Consider the following 15,424-nt stretch of genomic DNA (forward strand, 5'->3'; position numbering starts at 1 on the left):
CCGAGATGCCGCGCGCTTGGCGTGCGCGGTCGTTTTTCGAACACGGAACCGCCCGCCCCGTCAGGACCGACGCGCCCGCGCTTGCGGAAGGCTATGCTGTGCGACTGCCCAGCGCAACCTGCGGAGACCGTATCCGTCGAGATCAGCGGCCCGCCATCGGCCCGACCAACTCGATGAAGTGGCCCTCCGGGTCGGTCACGACCGCGGCGCGCACGCCATGCTCCGGGCGATCCTCGCCGGGCCGATGGACGCCGCCGCCGGCCGCGGTCACCGCGGCGCAGGCGGCGTCGACGTCGGGCACGTTGAACGCCAGCCAGACCTCGCCAGGATAGGTCGGGGCCGGCGGCGGCGGAAGCTCGACGAACCGGCTGAGGATCAGAATGTGGGCGCTCGCGTCCCCGGTGGCGGAGAGCCAGCACTGCTCCTGCCGCACCTCGTCCTCGCCGCCGAGATTGCGGCTGACAACCTGCAGGCCGAGCGCGCGATAGAAGCGCTCGGTCGCGGCCAGGTCGCCGACCACGAGCTTGGTGGCGATCGTCGCAATGCTCATCGACTGTCTCCCGGTTTGAGGCGCCCTACTCCGCCGCGAACACCATCAGCAGATTGCCCGGCTTCTTGCCGGTGAACCCGTGGCCGGACGGCACGACGACCATCCCCTGGTAGGCGATCGGCCCCAGCCCGCCGGCGATCGCGCCGCCCTGGCCGGTCTCGCCGTTGACCGTCGTAAGCCGGGTCGCGGTGTCGGACTCCCAGATGAGCGCGCCGCTGTCGGCGGCCAGCGCCCGCAGCCGACCGTCGTCGCCGCCGACCAGCACCAGCCGGCCGACAGCGGTCGGCACGCCGCCGAAGCCGCTCAGGCACCCCGCCGGCTGCCCCTCGCAGGCCGTCGACTGGAAGCGCCAGAGCACCCGGCCGGTCTTGATGTCGAGCGCATAGAGCCCGGGCTTGGCCTCGTCCGCCGGCGGACCGTAGTCGGTGATCGGCACGAACACCCGGCCGTCCTGCGCCGACATGCCGAAGTTAACGCCGCCGGCCGCCCCGCCGCGACCGACCTTGGTCTTCCAGCGCAGCTTGCCGGTGTCGGGATCCAGGCCATAGACGACGCCGGACTTCTGGCCCGCCAGCAGGAACGGCTGGCCGTCGGCGGCCTCGGCGAGCACCGGCGGCGCGCCGAAGTCGTGGTCCGGCCCGGCGTCGTCGGGACAGTTGTGGCGGTCCGGCACCATGCAGCTGACGTTCCAGGCGTCGCCCTCGGTCACCTGGTTGGCCCAGACGATGCGGCCGCTGTCGACGTCCAGCGCCAGGATCGCGTCGCTATAGGCGGTCGCGGGCTGGGTGTAGTTGTCGCCGGTCGCGACGTAGACGCGGCGGCGCCGGGCGTCGACCGTCGGCGCGCTCCAGATCGCCGCGCCGGACGGGGTGAACCGCGCCGCCCCGGCCGGATTGACGCCCTGCTCGACCGCCGGCCGGTCGACGGTGAAGGTCTGCCACAGCCGCGCGCCGGTCTTCACGTCGAAGGCGATCAGCGAGCCGCGGAAGCTGCAGCACGGATAGCGCGCGTCCGCCGCGCTCGCCTCCTCGAGCGACGAGACCGGGACCAGCAGCTTGCCCTCGAACAGCGCCGGCGTGCCGGTGATCGTCGCGTTCGGATGCGGGTCGGCCTTGATCCGCCAGACCTGCGCGCCGGTCCTGGCGTCCAGCGCATAGACGTTGCCGAGCAGGTCGCCGAAGGTCAGCAGCGGCCGGGCTTTCGCGTCGCCGGCCGTCCACGGAGTCAGGGTGACGCCGCTGCGCACCTCGGCCGCCGCCTGGAACACCCAGCGCGTGCAGCCGGTGGCGCGATCGATGGCGAACACCGAGCCGTCGTGGCTGCCGACGAGGATCGCCCCGCCGCCGAGCGTCGGCTGCGACCGGGCGCGCAGGGCGTTCGGGAAGGCCAGGGCCCACTTCAGCTTCAGCGACGGCGCGGCCGCCGGCGTCAGGCCCGCCGTCTCGGGCGGGATGGCGTGGACGCTGCCCGGCGCGAAGCCCCAGCCCGCCAGCGGCGGCGGCTCGTTCAGGTCGAACGGCGAGGCGCCGGCCGCGCACATCCGCGGGCTCGGCGGGGCGGCCTGCAGGCGCTTCTGGGCGATGTATTCGGCGACGCTGCGCTTGTCCTCGTCGCTCAGGCCCTCGGCCATGGCCTTCATCACGCCCTGCGACAGCGTCGCCTCGATCGAGCGCGGCGCGACCATCGACAGCATGACCTTCGACGGCGCGCGGTTCACGCCGGCGTCGTGACAGCTGCCGCAGCGCTCGATGTAGATCTCCGCGCCGCGTTGCACCCGGCGCGGATCGGGCGCCTCGCGCGGGTCTGCGTTCAGCATGCTCGCCACGTCGGCGGCGACGGCGATCGCCCCGCCGGCCAGCGCAAAGCCCAGCCCCAGCACGCAGCCGGCCATCCGCCAGTTCCAGCCCACTTCGTCGCCTCCCCCGCCCGCGGCGCGCTCGCAAGCCGGCGCGCCTTCGGACGAGGTCGAGCTTAAGGCTCAGCTGGGGCTGCTGGCTACATCGCCGTTTCCGAGGGCTGGCCCGGGCGGGAATTCCACGTGCTGCGGCGCCGTTCCGCCGATGTGGTCCCACGGCGCCTTCGAGCCGACGAAGAGGTGCATCTCGATCTCCACGCCAGGGTCGCCGTCGACGCTGCCGAGCGTGACGCCATGCACCGCGTCCCCGGCGGTGCCGCACAGGGTGGAGCCGCAGGTTCGGCAGAAGGCCAACCCCCAGCCCGGCGTGGTCTCGTAGCGTTGGAGATTGTCGTCCCCGGACACCCACGCAAACGAGCCGGGCGCCACCTCGGCGTAGGCCGATCCCGTCCCGCTGAACGCCTTGCGGCAGCGGGAGCAATGGCAGCTCCGCCCGGGGCCGAGCGGTGCGTCGATCCGGTAGCGGACGCGCCCGCAGAAACAGCCGCCGTTCAAGGTCATGACGTCTCCCGCTTTGCGCTCGCCCGAAGCCGTCACATACGGACCGAGCCGCGCTTTCGCCAGTCGCCTGCGCCGGCCCCATCCTGTGTTGGCCGCGGCGGCCGGCCCGGCGTGTAAGCTCGCCGCTCCAGTCCAGCGTCTCGGCGTCATCCGTCAGCGAAGGAGCGGCCCATGACCCCCGGTTTCTGGGACAATCTCGTGCCGCTGAAGGGCGGCCTGTACGGGACGCAGACCGCCGGCTGGACGCCCGGACCGCCGGCGATGACCCGGCTCGGCTGCCAGATCCTGGCGGACCAGATGATCCCGGTCGACGACGGGGTCTCGCTCGGCGCCGACGTCTACCTGCCGAAGACGACCGGCCGCTATCCCGCCGTGGTGGTGTTCGGCGCCTACTCCAAGGAGCTGCACGCCACCGGCGCGCCAACCGGCGGCGACGAGGTCGGCAGCCCGCCGGTGTTCACCGACCGCGGCTACGCCCACCTCATCGTCGAGCGGCGCGGCATGGGGATCTCCGGCGGCGAGACCGCGGTCTTCTTCAGCGACCGCGACGTCGAGGACCACGAGAAGGTCATCGCCTGGGCGGCCGAGCAGCCGTGGTGCAACGGCGAGGTGGTGCTGTTCGGAACCTCCTACTACGGCTGCACCCAGCCGATGGTCGCCGCGCGCCGGCCGCCGGCGCTGAAGGCCTTCTTCTGCAACGAGATCTGCACCGACTATTTCCGCCACATCGTCGCGTTCGGCGGGACGCCCAACGTCCACTTGATGAGCGCCTGGATGGGGGCCAACTTCACCGACGAGGCCCTGCGGCGGCGCACGCCGCCGCTGCTGCGCGCGCTGGCCAGCCACGTCTTCAACTCACCGCTGAAGCGGCTCTGGTGGCCGGCGGTCCAGAAGCGGCTGCCAGCGATGATGCACCGCGTCACCCGCGCAACGCCGACCCGCGCGGTGCGCGAGATGTGGCTCAACTGGATGATCGACGGCAAGACCCGCGAGACCTGCAGCATGCCGCCGGGGCCCCATCAGGTCCTGCACCGGATCGAGGTCCCGTTCGTCGCGGTGCAGAACCTCGCGATGTTCAACCTGCACCAGTTCGGCGCCTACGAACTGTTCCAGAAGGCGGCGACGCCGAACGACCGCAAACGGCTGATCATCAGCCAGGCGGCCTATGAGCTGCCGGTCTATTCCTGGCAGCTGGAGGCGCTGGCCTTCTTCGACCACGTGCTGCGCGGGACCGACAACGGCTACGCCGCACAGCCGGCGGTGCGCTACTGGCTGGACGGGGCCGAGCGCTACGTCGGCGCCGAGGCCTTCCCGCCGCCCGACGTGGAGCCGCTGCGGCTGTTCCTCGCGCGCCGGGCCCCGGACGACGAGACCCAGGTGCTGACCAAGCAGCTGCAGAGCGGCGGCGCCAACAGCTGGGCGGCGATCCCGCTCGGCGCGCCGATCCCCGGCGGCGTGGAGCAGGAGGTCAACCAGTTCCTGATCTACGACTTCCTCGCCGAGAGCGACATCGAGCTGGCCGGCGCGGTGACCGCCAACCTCACCTTCCGCAGCAACGAGATCGACTCCTACGTGCTGGCCCGGCTCAGCCGCGTCGACGCGCGCGGCGACGACCACCTGCTGTCGCTGGGCGCGATCAGCCCGGCCCGGCGCAGGATCGACCCGATCCGCGGCTCGGCGATGGAGATCGCGCACGACGTCGGCGTGCGCCAGCCGCTGGCGCCGGGCCAGCCGGTCGTGCTGCGCTTCAGTCTGACGCCCGGTCCCACCCGCCTGAAGCGCGGCGAGAAGCTGCGGCTGCGGATCGCCAGCCGGACCGACCTGGTGGAGAGCGACCTGGCGCACGACCACGCCCACTTCCCGCTGCAGGTCCCGCCCTACTGCGCCCGCAACACCCTCGACTACGGCCCGGAGACCTACATCGAGCTGCAGCAGGTGCGCGGCCCGGCCTGAAACGGCGCAGCGGCGCCACAACAGGCCTGTCACACACAGCCTCTATCGTGCCCGCGAACCGGATGACGGAGGCCGCGTGTCGGACAGGGCGCTGATCTTCTGCATGGACACGCGCGGCCGGGTGCGGGCGTCGCGGGAGCTTGAGTTCACGACCCGCGCCGACCTGATGCATCAGCTGCAACCGGAGCTTGACCGGCACCCGATGGTCGAGGCCTGGGCCGGCAGCATCTGTCTGCTGCGCAACGGCGCGCCGGGGCTGCTCGAAGACGACGAGCTCTAGGACTCTCCTGAGCGCGCGCCGGCGGCGCGCGCCGTCTCGACATCCCGCTCCAGGAACCAGTTGAGGCCGGTGCGGATGGCGGCGATCGCCGCGAGCTGGCCGATGTCATCCCAGGTCGGCGCGATGGCGGTTCTGACGATGTCGGCGGCCAGGGCGAACTCGAGCGCCAGGATGATCCAGCTGGCGAAGCCGACGAAGATGGTCCGCCGGGTCAGGTGATCCCCGGTGCGCCCGTGGACGACGGCGCGGGCGACGCGGCCAATGGTCAACACCGCGCCCAACGCGACGATGAGGACACAGACCAGCTCGGCGGCCAACGCGATGTTGCTGGCGAACTCGCGAAGTACCGCTTCCATCCTGTCCCTCCGCACCGGGCCGCCCAGCATTCCCTTTCCGGCGCGGTGCGCTATCGGGGATTGTCCGGAGAACCACTCCCGCTTGGGACGGAGGCGCGCGACCGTGTCCTGGGCTGCTCGGCCGGGCGCTGACGCCGCCGATCGACCTCGTCGTACACCGACGCGGCGGCGTCGTTCGGCGCGCGATCGACCTTTGGCGCGCGCGGCGCGTCGTCTCCGGGCTGAAGATTGAAGGTGCGCAGCGCCTCGTCGTCGTCACGGCCGAACGGCCCGCGCACCCGCCGCGAGGGATACTGCCCGAGGGACGGGCGGGCCGGACATCCGGGATTTCCCCGAGCCGCCCGCCCCGCCACACAGCTTGAGCTCAGGGCGCGGCGCTCAGCGCCCCAGCCAGACTCCCGCCGGCGCGTAAGGCAAGCCCACGTCGCGCAGCCCCAGCACCCCGGGCCGGGCCGCCTTGACGTCGAAGGCCGCGCTCACCGCGGGCAGCGCCGTCATGGTGTCCCAGTCGTGGTTGCCCCAGTGTTCGGGCGGGGTGAAGCGGATGCGGGTGTCGATGTTGGGCTCGCCCTTGATGACCAGGTGATACTGGTCGGCGTCGATCTCCCAGCCCTCGGCGAGGTCTTTGGTCAGGTACCAGATCACCTTGATCTGCACGACGGTCTGCCCGCCGACCTTGCCGTTCCAGCCGCCGCGCAGCGCCGCGTTGGTCCCCTCCTCCATGCAGAACCAGCCGAGGTCGACCTTCTTGGCCGCGGTCGCGTAGTCGACGAAGAACTCGATGTCGTCGAGCTTGAACTCCAGCGCCTCGGCCACCCGCACCACCGCGTCGCGGAACAGGATCAGCCACTGGCGGGCCCGGGCGAGCACCTCCGGCGTGGCGCCGCGCTCGCCCATGCCGAGGAACGACCAGGTCTCGACCGACTGGTAGACCGAGCAGTCGGCGGACTCGACGATGCCGACGTAGTCGACCTTGCGGCAGATGGCGGTCATGGCCGTGGCGATGGCGTTCACCCAGCCGGGGTTGATGCCGGAGATGTAGAGCGAGCTGTGGCCCCGTCCGCAGGCCGCCTCCAGTTGCACGCGCACGTCGCCCTCGACGCCGCCGACATTGAGGAACAGGTTGGTGCTGATCACGTCAGAGCCGCTCTCGAGCAGGCGGACGACCTGGCCGAGATCCGCCTCGAACGGGGTGTAGATGACGGTGTCGGCGGCCAGCGCGAACAGCGCGTCGAGGTCGTCAGTGGCCAAGACCCCGACGGCCGGCCGGCCGCAGAGTTCGCCGGCGTCGACCCCGACTTTGTCCTTCGAATAGGCGTAGACGCCGACGAGCTCGAGCCGCGGGTCGTCAAGGATCGCCCGAAGGCTGAGCTTGCCGACCTTGCCGGTCGCCCACTGGATGACGCGAAGCTTGTCCATCTGGTCCTCCCTGATTTTTCTTGCGACCACCCTCGCCCATGGCGGCACGGCCGTCGACGGTGCTGTCAGACGCGGGGCTGCGGTTCGTAGATCAGGTAGCTCAGCTGCGAGGCGGCGATCCGCCAGCGGCCGTCGCGCCGCTCGTAGCGCTCGCGGTACTGGCCGTAGCCGGTGTGGCCGCTTTCGCTCATGGTCGCCGCGCGGTCCGGGCCCCAGATCACCCGGTCCTGCATCGCCCAGATGACGTGGGCCACGTCGCCGTCGATCTCGATCTCCGGCGAATGCACCTGATGGGCGGTGCGTGCGTGCTCGACCGAGCCGCGGATGTAGGTGATCGCCGCTGCGCGCCCGTGGATCGGCGGCGCCCCGCCGGCCGGCGAGGTGTCGAGCACGAAGTCCTCGGTGAACAGGTCGGTGTAGGCCGCCCAGTCCTTGCCATCGAGGAAGCGGCAGTAGCGGGCCTTCACCTGGCTGATGGCGGCGTAGTCGTCGGCGTAGCTGGTCATTTCCTCTCCGATGCGCATTCTTGTTTTTGAGCGGCTGGTCAGTTTGACCGCTCCACGCGCGCCGGCAAGTCGTCGCGAACCGCCCCGGCGATCAAAGGCCGAAGCGGTCGACGTAATCGCGGAACGCCGCGCGGATCGCCGGCTCGGACAGGCCGTACTCCTCGGCGGTGTAGGCGTGCTGGCCATGCCGCCCCTGGGCGTTGCGCGCATGATACGCCTTGAGCTTCGCGCGCAGGCCGGCGTCCACCTCGAACCCCAGCGCGTCGTACAGCCGCTCGAACGTGCCGATCGGATCGCGCACCAGGTCGCGGTTGTCGACGTCGACGAAGCGGTGCTCGCCGATGCGCGCGCGGGCGGCCAGTGCCTGGCGGGCGCCTTCGGCCCAGAAGTCGAGGCAGCGCCGGCCGGTCCAGTGCTTGTCTACCGCGCCGGGCGCGCACTGCCGCTGATAGAAGTCCTGATACAGGCTGGCCACCGAGCCCACGACCTTGGCCGGGTCGCGGTGGGTCATCACGAACTTCGCCTCGGGATAGCGCGCGGCGAACGCCTCGAGCATGAAGATGTGCGGCGGCGCCTTCAGCAGCCAGAGGTGCGGCGGCCGCTGCGACTGCAGGAGCTTCAGCACCCGCTCGTGCCAGGCGTAGGTGGAGGCGAAATCCTCGCCGACCCACCAGTCCATGTAGTCGTCGGGCATCGGATAGGCGCCGTGCAGGCCGTGCATGGTCAGGCCGGCCAGCATCACCAGATCCTCTTCCGGCCCGTCGGGGTCGAACAGGTGCAACGCCGCCTTGTCGTAGCCCTTGGCCGCCTCACGCGCGGCGAGCGCCCGCGGGTCGGCGTCCTCCTGTCCGGCGACCGGCGGCGGGACGGGATCGCGCGCCTCCCAGCCGCGCAGGAAGCGGAACCGCGGGTCCAGCGCCAGCATGGCGACGGTCGCGGTCGTGCCGGTGCGCGGCAGGCCGCAGACCAGCAGCGGGCCTTCGATGCGCTGGGCGTCGACCTCCGGATGCGCCTGGCGCCAGGCCTCGATGCGCAGGCGGTTGGCGAGGTCGCCGACCAGGCGCGCCCGCGCGGCCTCGCGGGCGGCCTCGGTCAGCGGCAGCTTGGCGAAGGCCTCGGCGTTGCGCGCCAGGCCCTCGCGGAAATCGTCGCCGCCGAAGTCGGCGAGCCCGGTCGCGGCGACCGCGTCGGCCAGCAGCCGGTCAGGAGACAGCCGGTCCATCCGCTAACCGCCCAGCGTCGGGGTCGAGCGTTCGAGCATCCCGATGCTGGCCTGGCCGTCCCAGACGTAGCGGACGCCGGTCTGCTGCAGGTTGATCCCCCAGATGTCCGGGTTCGACAGGCGGAAGGTCGACAGCGTCGTGCGGCCGGCGATGCGGGTGACGCCGAGCTCGGACTGCAGCTCCAGGCCGACGTCGTCGTCCGCCTCCACCGCGCGCGTCAGCCAGGGGATCTTCACCGCCTTGGCCGGATACATCCGGCCGTCCTGCCAGATGAAGCCGTCGTTCCACGCCTGGAAGCCGTCGGCGTGCGGCGGATAGGCGAGGTAGCCGAAGGCGCGGCCGTCGGGGAAGATCGCCGACTGCCAGCAATGACCGCGCAGGAACAGGCCGTCGGTGCGCACGCTGCGCCGCTTCACCCGCATCCCGCCGACCTTGAAGGTGCGGCGCTCGCCGTCGAGCTCCAGTTCGCCCTCGCCGCGGAACAGCTGCTCGAACCGCATGCCTAAGCCGACCGACAGGGCGTCGCGCCGCACGCCCTTGCCCATGGTCTGGAAGTTGGTCGGCGAGACGTCCTGCAGAAAGGCCGGCGCGGCCATGGTCAGCTCGAACGCGTAGCGCAGCGGGACGCGCCGGGTCACGTCGACGGTCCGGGCGATCTGCGCCGCCACCGCGGTGTCGATCGCCATCCCGTCGAAGCTGACCAGCCAGCGGCGGAACGGCTCGAGGCAGCGGAAAGTCAGCGGCCCGGCGCCCAGCACCGCCGGCCGGCCGTCGGCGTCGGCGTCGGCGTCGAGCGGGCTGCGCATCGCCCCGACGCCGGCGTCAAGCAGCACCCGGCCGTCGGCGAAGGCGAGATTGGCCTGGTAGCGGCGGCTCTCCCAGGCGTGCGGCTCGGCCTCGACGCCGTTGCGGGGAATCCCGAACGCGCCGTTCTCCTCGAACAGCCAGAACGAGGTCCCCTCTCGCAGCCAGTCGAAGCTCGGCGGCTCCGCGAAGAACAGGTCCTGCTCCGGCCCAAGGCCGCCGCTGAGGTCCGCTGACATGACCGCCTCCACCCTGGCTATGTTCTCCGCGCCACCGAGCGGCGCTTATCTTGCGAACGATAGTTCCATTAGGCGAACAAGAGCGTCAATCTCCCACGGCGTGCCGGGCGACCCGCGAAGCGTTGGACGATGCCGTCAGCCCGGCTGCGCCTTCGGCGAATTTCCGCGGGCGCGCGCCGTAGATCACTCCGCCAGTAAGTCGGCCATCGGCGTTTTGATCTCGGCCTCGAAGCCGGTGTCGAGGTAGCGACATGCAACGGTTCCGCGCTGGCTCAGGCCCATCGCTATGAGGCGGGATCCGAAGCCTGTCTGGGTCGGCGGCCGGGCGGCCGGCCCGCCGATCTCGCGCCAACAGATCGTCAGCAGGTCGGCGGCCTCGTCCACCGTCCAGGCGAGGGTGACCCGGCCGTTGGCCGTCGAGAGCGCGCCGTACTTCGCGGCGTTGGTCGCCAGCTCGTGCAACAGCAGGGACAGGGCGACGGTGACCCGCGCGCCGAGCGCCACCTCCGGGCCCTTGATGTCGATCCGCTCGATGGTCGCCGCCAGCGTCGTAGCCGCCACCTCGCTCAAAATCGCCGAGGTCCACCGCTGCCGGAACAGCACGTCGTGGGCGGCGCCCATGGCCACGATGCGGTCGAGCAGCGCCTCCACCGCCGTTCGCTCCGCCACCCCCTTGAGGGTCTCGCGGGCGAGCGCCTGCACCAGGGCCAAGGTGTTCTTGAGCCGGTGTCGCAGTTCCTCGTTCAGCACGCCCAGGTCCGCGCGGGCGCGGACGGTCGCCGTGGTCTCCACGACGGTGTCCATCATGCCCGCCACCGTGCCGTCCGCCAGCCGCAGCGGGCTGTAGCAGAAGGTGAACCAGGCCTGTTCTGGCCGGCCGGTGCGGTCGATCAGCAGCGGGAAATGCTCGATGAAGGTCGGCTCGCCAGCAAAGGCGCGGTCGGCGATTGGCCCGATCTCGTCCCAGGCTTCGGCCCACACCTCGGCGAAGGAGCGCCCCAGCGCCTCGGGCTTGGTGCCGAGTATCGGCCGGAAGGCGTCGTTGTAGATGGTGACCAACCCTGGCCCCCACACGACCGCATGGGGGAACCGGTTCTCCAGGATAAAGCTCACCGCAGTTTTCAGCTCTACTGGCCATGCCGATTGCGGCCCGAGGGGCGTGGCGGCCCAGTCGAACTCGCGTACCAAGCGCGCCATCTGGCCTTCGTTCGGCGTCGCCATCACCTGCACAAACGTCTCATCGAGCATTCCTGCGACCCGCCCCACGCCTTCATCTGGATCAACGCTCGTCGCGGCGGGCAAGACGCCTTCACTTCCAGAAACACGAACTGAGTGGGACGCGTCGTCAGCCCAAGCCCCCGCCACAGCGGCGGCGTTCCGTCGGCCGTGCATCCCTAGAAGTTTGGCGCGGCTCGCAACCTTTTCCCGGCTCTTGGCTTTTCGACGCCGCAGTCAAATTGGCTGCCTGGTACCCCTCAACTGACGCCCGGCCGTTGGCGCGGCCGGGTTCTTTTGCATCGGAGACCCCATGCGTCTGATCCATGCCCTCACCGCCGCCGCTCTCCTTGCAATTCCGACGACCGCCTTGGCCCAGGCCATGGAACGCGACCAGCCCAGCACCTCGTCTTCGGCGCCGAGCCCCAGCGCCGGCGCGGGCGCGTCGTCCTCCACCGGCGCCGCGGCGACCGTCACCGCCGGCCTCCCCGTGAAGGACAAGACCGGTACGACGATCGGCTCGGTGACCGAGGTGAAGACCGACGCCGGCGGCAATAAGGTCGCGACGATCAAGATGGGCGCCGACAGCTTCGCGGTGGACACCTCCGCCCTGGCCGTCGACAACGGCTCGGCCGTGATCAACTCCACCCAGGCAGAGATCAAGGCGATGCTGCCGAAGAAGTAGCGGGCGGCGGCGGCTCAACGTTGACGCTCGGGCGACACGGCCGTAAGCGCGCTGGGAGAGGAATTTCCCACGCCCGCCATGACGCAGTGTTCCCCCGGAGTCGAACGCGTCGCCGCGATCCTGAACTTCATGGCCGAACACCCCGACCGCGCCGTCTCGGTCAGCGATCTGGTACGAGGCCTGAAGATCAGCCGCACCACCTGTTACGACCTGGTGACCAGCCTGGCGCACGTCGGATACCTGCACCGGACCAACGACAACACCTATGTGCTCGGCCCGAGCCTGGCGCTGGTCGGCCAGATCGCGGCCAGGCACGCCTCGCCGGTGTTGATCGCCCAGCCGGAAATGCACGCGCTCGCCGAAGAGTTCGACGTGATCTGCTCGGCCTTTTTCCGCGACGGGGATTACCTCGTGGTGCGCGAGCGCGTCGCCTCGGGCTCGAACCTGGACTGGTCGTCGCCGAAGGGCGCGCGCGTCCGCATGCGCGCGCCCTTCGCGGGGATCTTCTACGCCTGGTCGCCGCCGGCGCGGACTGAAGCCTGGCTGCAGGCGACGTCGCCCTCGGCGACGGATGCGCAGAAGGCGCTGATGCAACGGGCGATGGCCTTTGCGCGGCGCCACGGCTTCACCTTCTCCGTGCGCAACGCCCGGTTCGGCGATCCTCAGGACGACGCCACGCAGGCGTTCGAAGACGCCGAGAGCGATCTGCCGGTGATGATGATCCCGGAACTCGATCCGGACCGGGAGTATCCGCTGATGTCGGTGCTCTCGCCGGTGTTCGACGCCTCTGGCGAGGTGCTGTTCCTGCTGGCGCTGGTCGGCTTCACGCAGAAGACGACGGGACGCGACATCGAGCGCATCGGGCAACGCCTGCGCCGCGCCTGCGACCACATCTCGAGCGTCATCGGCGGGGCGCCGCCCGCCGCTGAAGCTCAGGCCCTCTCCGCGCTCTAGCAAAACCGTCCGCGCCCACAGGCGTCATGGGCATGGCGATCGCGCGCACGTGGATAACATTGTTGTCCGGTATTTAGATAGTTGATCCGGGATTTCGGATGACGCACGTTTCTGGCCCAGACATCGAGGCGGAATGTGGAAAAGCACAGAGAAAGCGATCTGACCGGAAAGGTCGTCGTCATCACCGGCGCCAGCCGCGGCGTCGGCAAGCAGGCGGCGCTGGCCTTCGCCCGCCGCGGGGCCAACGTGGTGCTGGCCGCCCGGACGGTCGAACCGGACAGCGCCTTGCCCGGTACGCTCGGCGAGACGATGCGGCAGATCGAGGCGATGGGCGCCGGCGCCCTGGCGGTGCAGACCGACCTCGCCAGCGAGGCGGATCTGAACCGCCTGATCGACGCCGCGGTCGAGCGCTTCGGCGGGGTGGACGTGCTGATCAACAACGCCGCGGCCACGACCGGCGAGATCTGGTCCAAGCGCTTCCTGGAGCTGACCCGCGAGGACTGGCTCTACCAGTTCGACGTCAACGTCCATGCGCCCTTCACCCTGATACAGCGGGTGACGCCGATCATGGAAGCCCGCGGCGGCGGCCGGATCATCAATCTCAGCACCGGCAGCGGCGAGGTGTTCCGGCTGCCGGAAGAGCCGCGCAAGCTCGAAAGCCAAGGCGACTTCAGCCTGGCCGTTCCCGGCTACTACGCCAGCAAGCGCGCGCTCGACCGCCTCGGCAATTCGGTTGCGCCCGAGCTCGCCCGCAAGAACATCGCCGTCATCGGGCTGCATCCGGGCCTGGTGGCCACCGAGCTGGTGGCCATCCGCGTCAAGGAGAAGGGCCTGGACGACAGCGTCGCCGTGCCGATGGAGGTGCCGGCCCGCATGCTGGTCTATTTCGCCGCGTGCGAAGATCCCATGGAATACACCGGCCGGATCTTCTGGGCCGAGCGCGAGTTGGCGGACTTAGGGATCCAGCTCGACTGAGATCGCGCGAAATCGACAACTAAAAAAGCGGGAGGAGACCAGGATGGATCTGAACAAGTACGGTCCCTGGGCGCTGGTGATCGGCGGCTCGGAAGGCGTCGGCGCCGCTTTCGCCCGCAAGCTGGCGGCGGACGGGTTCAAGCTGGTGCTGGTGGCGCGCAAGCCGGGACCGCTCGAGGCGCTGGCCGAAGAGCTGCGGGCCGAGGACGCCGAGGTGCGCGTCCTCTCCGCCGACCTCGCCCAGCCCGAGGTGCTGGATCAGGTGCGCGCGGTCACCGACGACATCGAGGTTGGGCTGCTGATCTACAACGCCGGCGCCAACAACACCCGCGGCCGCTTCGTCGAGCTGCCGCGGGAGGTGACTCAATCGGTCATCGCCATCACCGTCGTCGGCCAGGCCGATTTCGCCCGGCACTACGGCGCCTTGATGTGCCGACGCGGCCGGGGCGGGATCATCCTGGGCGGATCGCTCAGCGGCTACATGGGCTCGCCGACGCTCGCCGCCTACACCGGCGCCAAGGCGTTCAGCCGCATCTTCTCCGAGGCCCTGTGGGCGGAGTGCCAGCCGCTGGGCGTGGACGTCCTGCACCTGAACATCGGCTTCACGGCGACGCCGGCCATGGCCCGCCTGGACATCGACATCAGCGTCGCCGAGGCGCCGGAAAAGGTCGCCCAGGAGGCGCTCGACAACATCGCCAACGGTCCGGTCTGGATCGTCAGCACGCCGGGCAATCTGGAGCGCGTCCGCAAGATCTCCGTGGTCGACGGCCGCGCGGAGATCATCCGCGCCTTCGCGATCCCGCCGCGGGACCAGATGGCCGACCTGCAGCGGAGCCAGTCCGAACAGGCGGCGCCGTGATGCCGCGGATCGAGCCGATCCCCTGGGACGACCTGAGCCCCGAACAACGCGAGCGGATGCAGGCCGGCCTGGACGCGGGGGCCTTCACCGAGGCGATGCCGTTGCAGATCCTGGCCTACGCCGACCACGACGCCGCGCCCGACGACGGCGACCGCCACCCCAACTATCCAAGGCACCTGCTCGGCGGCCGGCTGCTGGAGCTGGTGCGGATCCGCAGCGCCCAGCTCGGCGGCTGCGAGCCCTGCAGCGCCTCGCGCAAAGTGGAGGGTGCGACCGAGGACGCGGACGCCTGCCTGCTCAATCCTGCGCTGCGCGAAGACCTGACCGCGCGCGAGCGGCTGGCGCTGGAATTCCTCGAGCGGCTCTCCAGCGATCACCGCGGCATCGACGACGACTTCTACCGCCGCCTGGCCGGTCATTTCACCACCGCCGAGATCGTCGAGCTGGGCCTGACCTGCGCCCACACGATGGGGACGCATCGCTTCATGCACACGCTGGATCTCTACGACGAGAAGGCGCCGGTGATCGCCTACGATCCGAGCCAAGTCGGGGTCGCCTGGGGCCAACGGCCCGCGGGCCCCTCCCCCGCCGCGCCTTAGCTTGGCCGCCGCGGGTCTTGCGGCAGGGCCCCTTCTGAGAAGTTCCGAGTATCCGCCCGCTAGGTGCGACTTCAGGTGGAGACCCGATAGACGCGCCGTCGGCGTGTGTCGGACCAGCGAACCGCTCGCGGCCGAGACCACGCCATCGTTCACCCAGGCCTTGACGGGATGATGTACTGCGCCACCAAGACCGATGGCGATTATGAGTACGTCGGCCTTGATTGGCAGACCGGCGAGATCAAGCAGCGCTGGAGATTTCCGGACGACAGCCGGGTGTGGAACGCCTTCGGCGGGATCACCACCATCTTGCAGGACGGCGATCTGATGATCGGCGGCGCGTTCGCGGTGAAACGGGTGATCGACGCCAGATAGCGCAGCAGCCGTTGCGCGG

17 protein-coding genes are annotated in these 15,424 nt (G+C 70.3%); 8 read left to right on the plus strand and 9 right to left on the minus strand.

Annotated features, from left to right (window positions below; genetic code table 11):
- Positions 1 to 142: 142 nt before the first annotated feature.
- The 3 genes from ACSQ14_RS20185 to ACSQ14_RS20195 all read right to left on the minus strand — a co-directional run bounded on the left by ACSQ14_RS20185 (position 143) and on the right by ACSQ14_RS20195 (position 2,966).
- The gene (locus tag ACSQ14_RS20185) at positions 143 to 550 is read right to left on the minus strand and encodes a VOC family protein (protein WP_436016032.1); all 408 of its coding nucleotides are present in this window, start codon (positions 548 to 550) and stop codon (positions 143 to 145) included.
- Between the two features lie 25 nt (positions 551 to 575).
- The gene (locus ACSQ14_RS20190; RefSeq protein WP_436016033.1) at positions 576 to 2,459 is read right to left on the minus strand and encodes an outer membrane protein assembly factor BamB family protein; all 1,884 of its coding nucleotides are present in this window, start codon (positions 2,457 to 2,459) and stop codon (positions 576 to 578) included.
- Positions 2,460 to 2,528: 69 nt separating this feature from the next.
- Positions 2,529 to 2,966: a GFA family protein gene (locus ACSQ14_RS20195; protein ID WP_436016034.1), complete on the minus strand. Its 438-nt coding sequence runs from the start codon at positions 2,964 to 2,966 to the stop codon at positions 2,529 to 2,531.
- Positions 2,967 to 3,137: 171 nt separating this feature from the next.
- On the opposite strand from ACSQ14_RS20195, the gene ACSQ14_RS20200 reads away from it, so the two are divergent.
- Positions 3,138 to 4,919: a CocE/NonD family hydrolase gene (locus ACSQ14_RS20200; RefSeq protein ID WP_436016035.1), complete on the plus strand. Its 1,782-nt coding sequence runs from the start codon at positions 3,138 to 3,140 to the stop codon at positions 4,917 to 4,919.
- Between the two features lie 76 nt (positions 4,920 to 4,995).
- Complete coding sequence (locus tag ACSQ14_RS20205; RefSeq protein ID WP_436016036.1) at positions 4,996 to 5,199, plus strand: hypothetical protein; 204 nt, start codon at positions 4,996 to 4,998, stop codon at positions 5,197 to 5,199.
- Here the strand turns inward: ACSQ14_RS20205 and ACSQ14_RS20210 are convergent.
- The 6 genes from ACSQ14_RS20210 to ACSQ14_RS20235 all read right to left on the minus strand — a co-directional run bounded on the left by ACSQ14_RS20210 (position 5,196) and on the right by ACSQ14_RS20235 (position 10,994).
- Positions 5,196 to 5,555 carry a DUF1622 domain-containing protein gene (locus tag ACSQ14_RS20210; protein WP_436016037.1) on the minus strand — a complete coding sequence of 120 codons (360 nt, stop codon included), beginning with the start codon at positions 5,553 to 5,555 and terminating at the stop codon, positions 5,196 to 5,198. The genes ACSQ14_RS20205 and ACSQ14_RS20210 overlap by 4 nt on opposite strands.
- A 378-nt stretch (positions 5,556 to 5,933) precedes the next feature.
- A complete protein-coding gene (locus tag ACSQ14_RS20215; protein WP_436016038.1) occupies positions 5,934 to 6,974 on the minus strand; it encodes an NAD(P)H-dependent amine dehydrogenase family protein in 1,041 nt (346 codons plus the stop codon).
- Positions 6,975 to 7,039: 65 nt separating this feature from the next.
- Positions 7,040 to 7,480, minus strand: coding sequence for a nuclear transport factor 2 family protein (locus ACSQ14_RS20220; protein WP_436016039.1), 441 nt, complete (start codon positions 7,478 to 7,480; stop codon positions 7,040 to 7,042).
- Positions 7,481 to 7,571: 91 nt separating this feature from the next.
- The gene (locus tag ACSQ14_RS20225; RefSeq protein WP_436016040.1) at positions 7,572 to 8,702 is read right to left on the minus strand and encodes a sulfotransferase family protein; all 1,131 of its coding nucleotides are present in this window, start codon (positions 8,700 to 8,702) and stop codon (positions 7,572 to 7,574) included.
- 3 nt (positions 8,703 to 8,705) lie between these two features.
- Positions 8,706 to 9,746 (minus strand): hypothetical protein, encoded by a 1,041-nt coding sequence (locus ACSQ14_RS20230; protein ID WP_436016041.1) that lies wholly within the window; start codon positions 9,744 to 9,746, stop codon positions 8,706 to 8,708.
- 183 nt (positions 9,747 to 9,929) lie between these two features.
- Positions 9,930 to 10,994 (minus strand): sensor histidine kinase, encoded by a 1,065-nt coding sequence (locus tag ACSQ14_RS20235; protein WP_436016042.1) that lies wholly within the window; start codon positions 10,992 to 10,994, stop codon positions 9,930 to 9,932.
- A 280-nt stretch (positions 10,995 to 11,274) separates the two neighbouring features.
- Between ACSQ14_RS20235 and ACSQ14_RS20240 the strand changes: the two genes are divergently transcribed.
- The 6 genes from ACSQ14_RS20240 (at position 11,275) to ACSQ14_RS20265 (ending at position 15,405) form a co-directional block, all read left to right on the plus strand.
- Complete coding sequence (locus ACSQ14_RS20240; protein WP_436016043.1) at positions 11,275 to 11,646, plus strand: hypothetical protein; 372 nt, start codon at positions 11,275 to 11,277, stop codon at positions 11,644 to 11,646.
- A gap of 78 nt (positions 11,647 to 11,724) precedes the next feature.
- A complete protein-coding gene (locus ACSQ14_RS20245) occupies positions 11,725 to 12,600 on the plus strand; it encodes an IclR family transcriptional regulator (RefSeq protein ID WP_436016044.1) in 876 nt (291 codons plus the stop codon).
- A 135-nt stretch (positions 12,601 to 12,735) separates the two neighbouring features.
- Positions 12,736 to 13,575 (plus strand): SDR family NAD(P)-dependent oxidoreductase, encoded by an 840-nt coding sequence (locus tag ACSQ14_RS20250; protein WP_436016045.1) that lies wholly within the window; start codon positions 12,736 to 12,738, stop codon positions 13,573 to 13,575.
- Between the two features lie 43 nt (positions 13,576 to 13,618).
- Entirely contained in the window at positions 13,619 to 14,434 is an 816-nt protein-coding gene (locus ACSQ14_RS20255) for an SDR family NAD(P)-dependent oxidoreductase (protein ID WP_436016046.1), read from the plus strand.
- Positions 14,434 to 15,033 (plus strand): carboxymuconolactone decarboxylase family protein, encoded by a 600-nt coding sequence (locus ACSQ14_RS20260; protein WP_436016047.1) that lies wholly within the window; start codon positions 14,434 to 14,436, stop codon positions 15,031 to 15,033. Before ACSQ14_RS20255 ends, ACSQ14_RS20260 begins: the two co-directional genes overlap by 1 nt.
- Positions 15,034 to 15,204: 171 nt before the next feature.
- A complete protein-coding gene (locus ACSQ14_RS20265; protein WP_436016048.1) occupies positions 15,205 to 15,405 on the plus strand; it encodes a hypothetical protein in 201 nt (66 codons plus the stop codon).
- Positions 15,406 to 15,424: the final 19 nt, after the last annotated feature.

It is taken from the genome of Phenylobacterium sp. LjRoot219, from assembly GCF_964252995.1.
Taxonomy (GTDB): Bacteria; Pseudomonadota; Alphaproteobacteria; order Caulobacterales; family Caulobacteraceae; genus Phenylobacterium.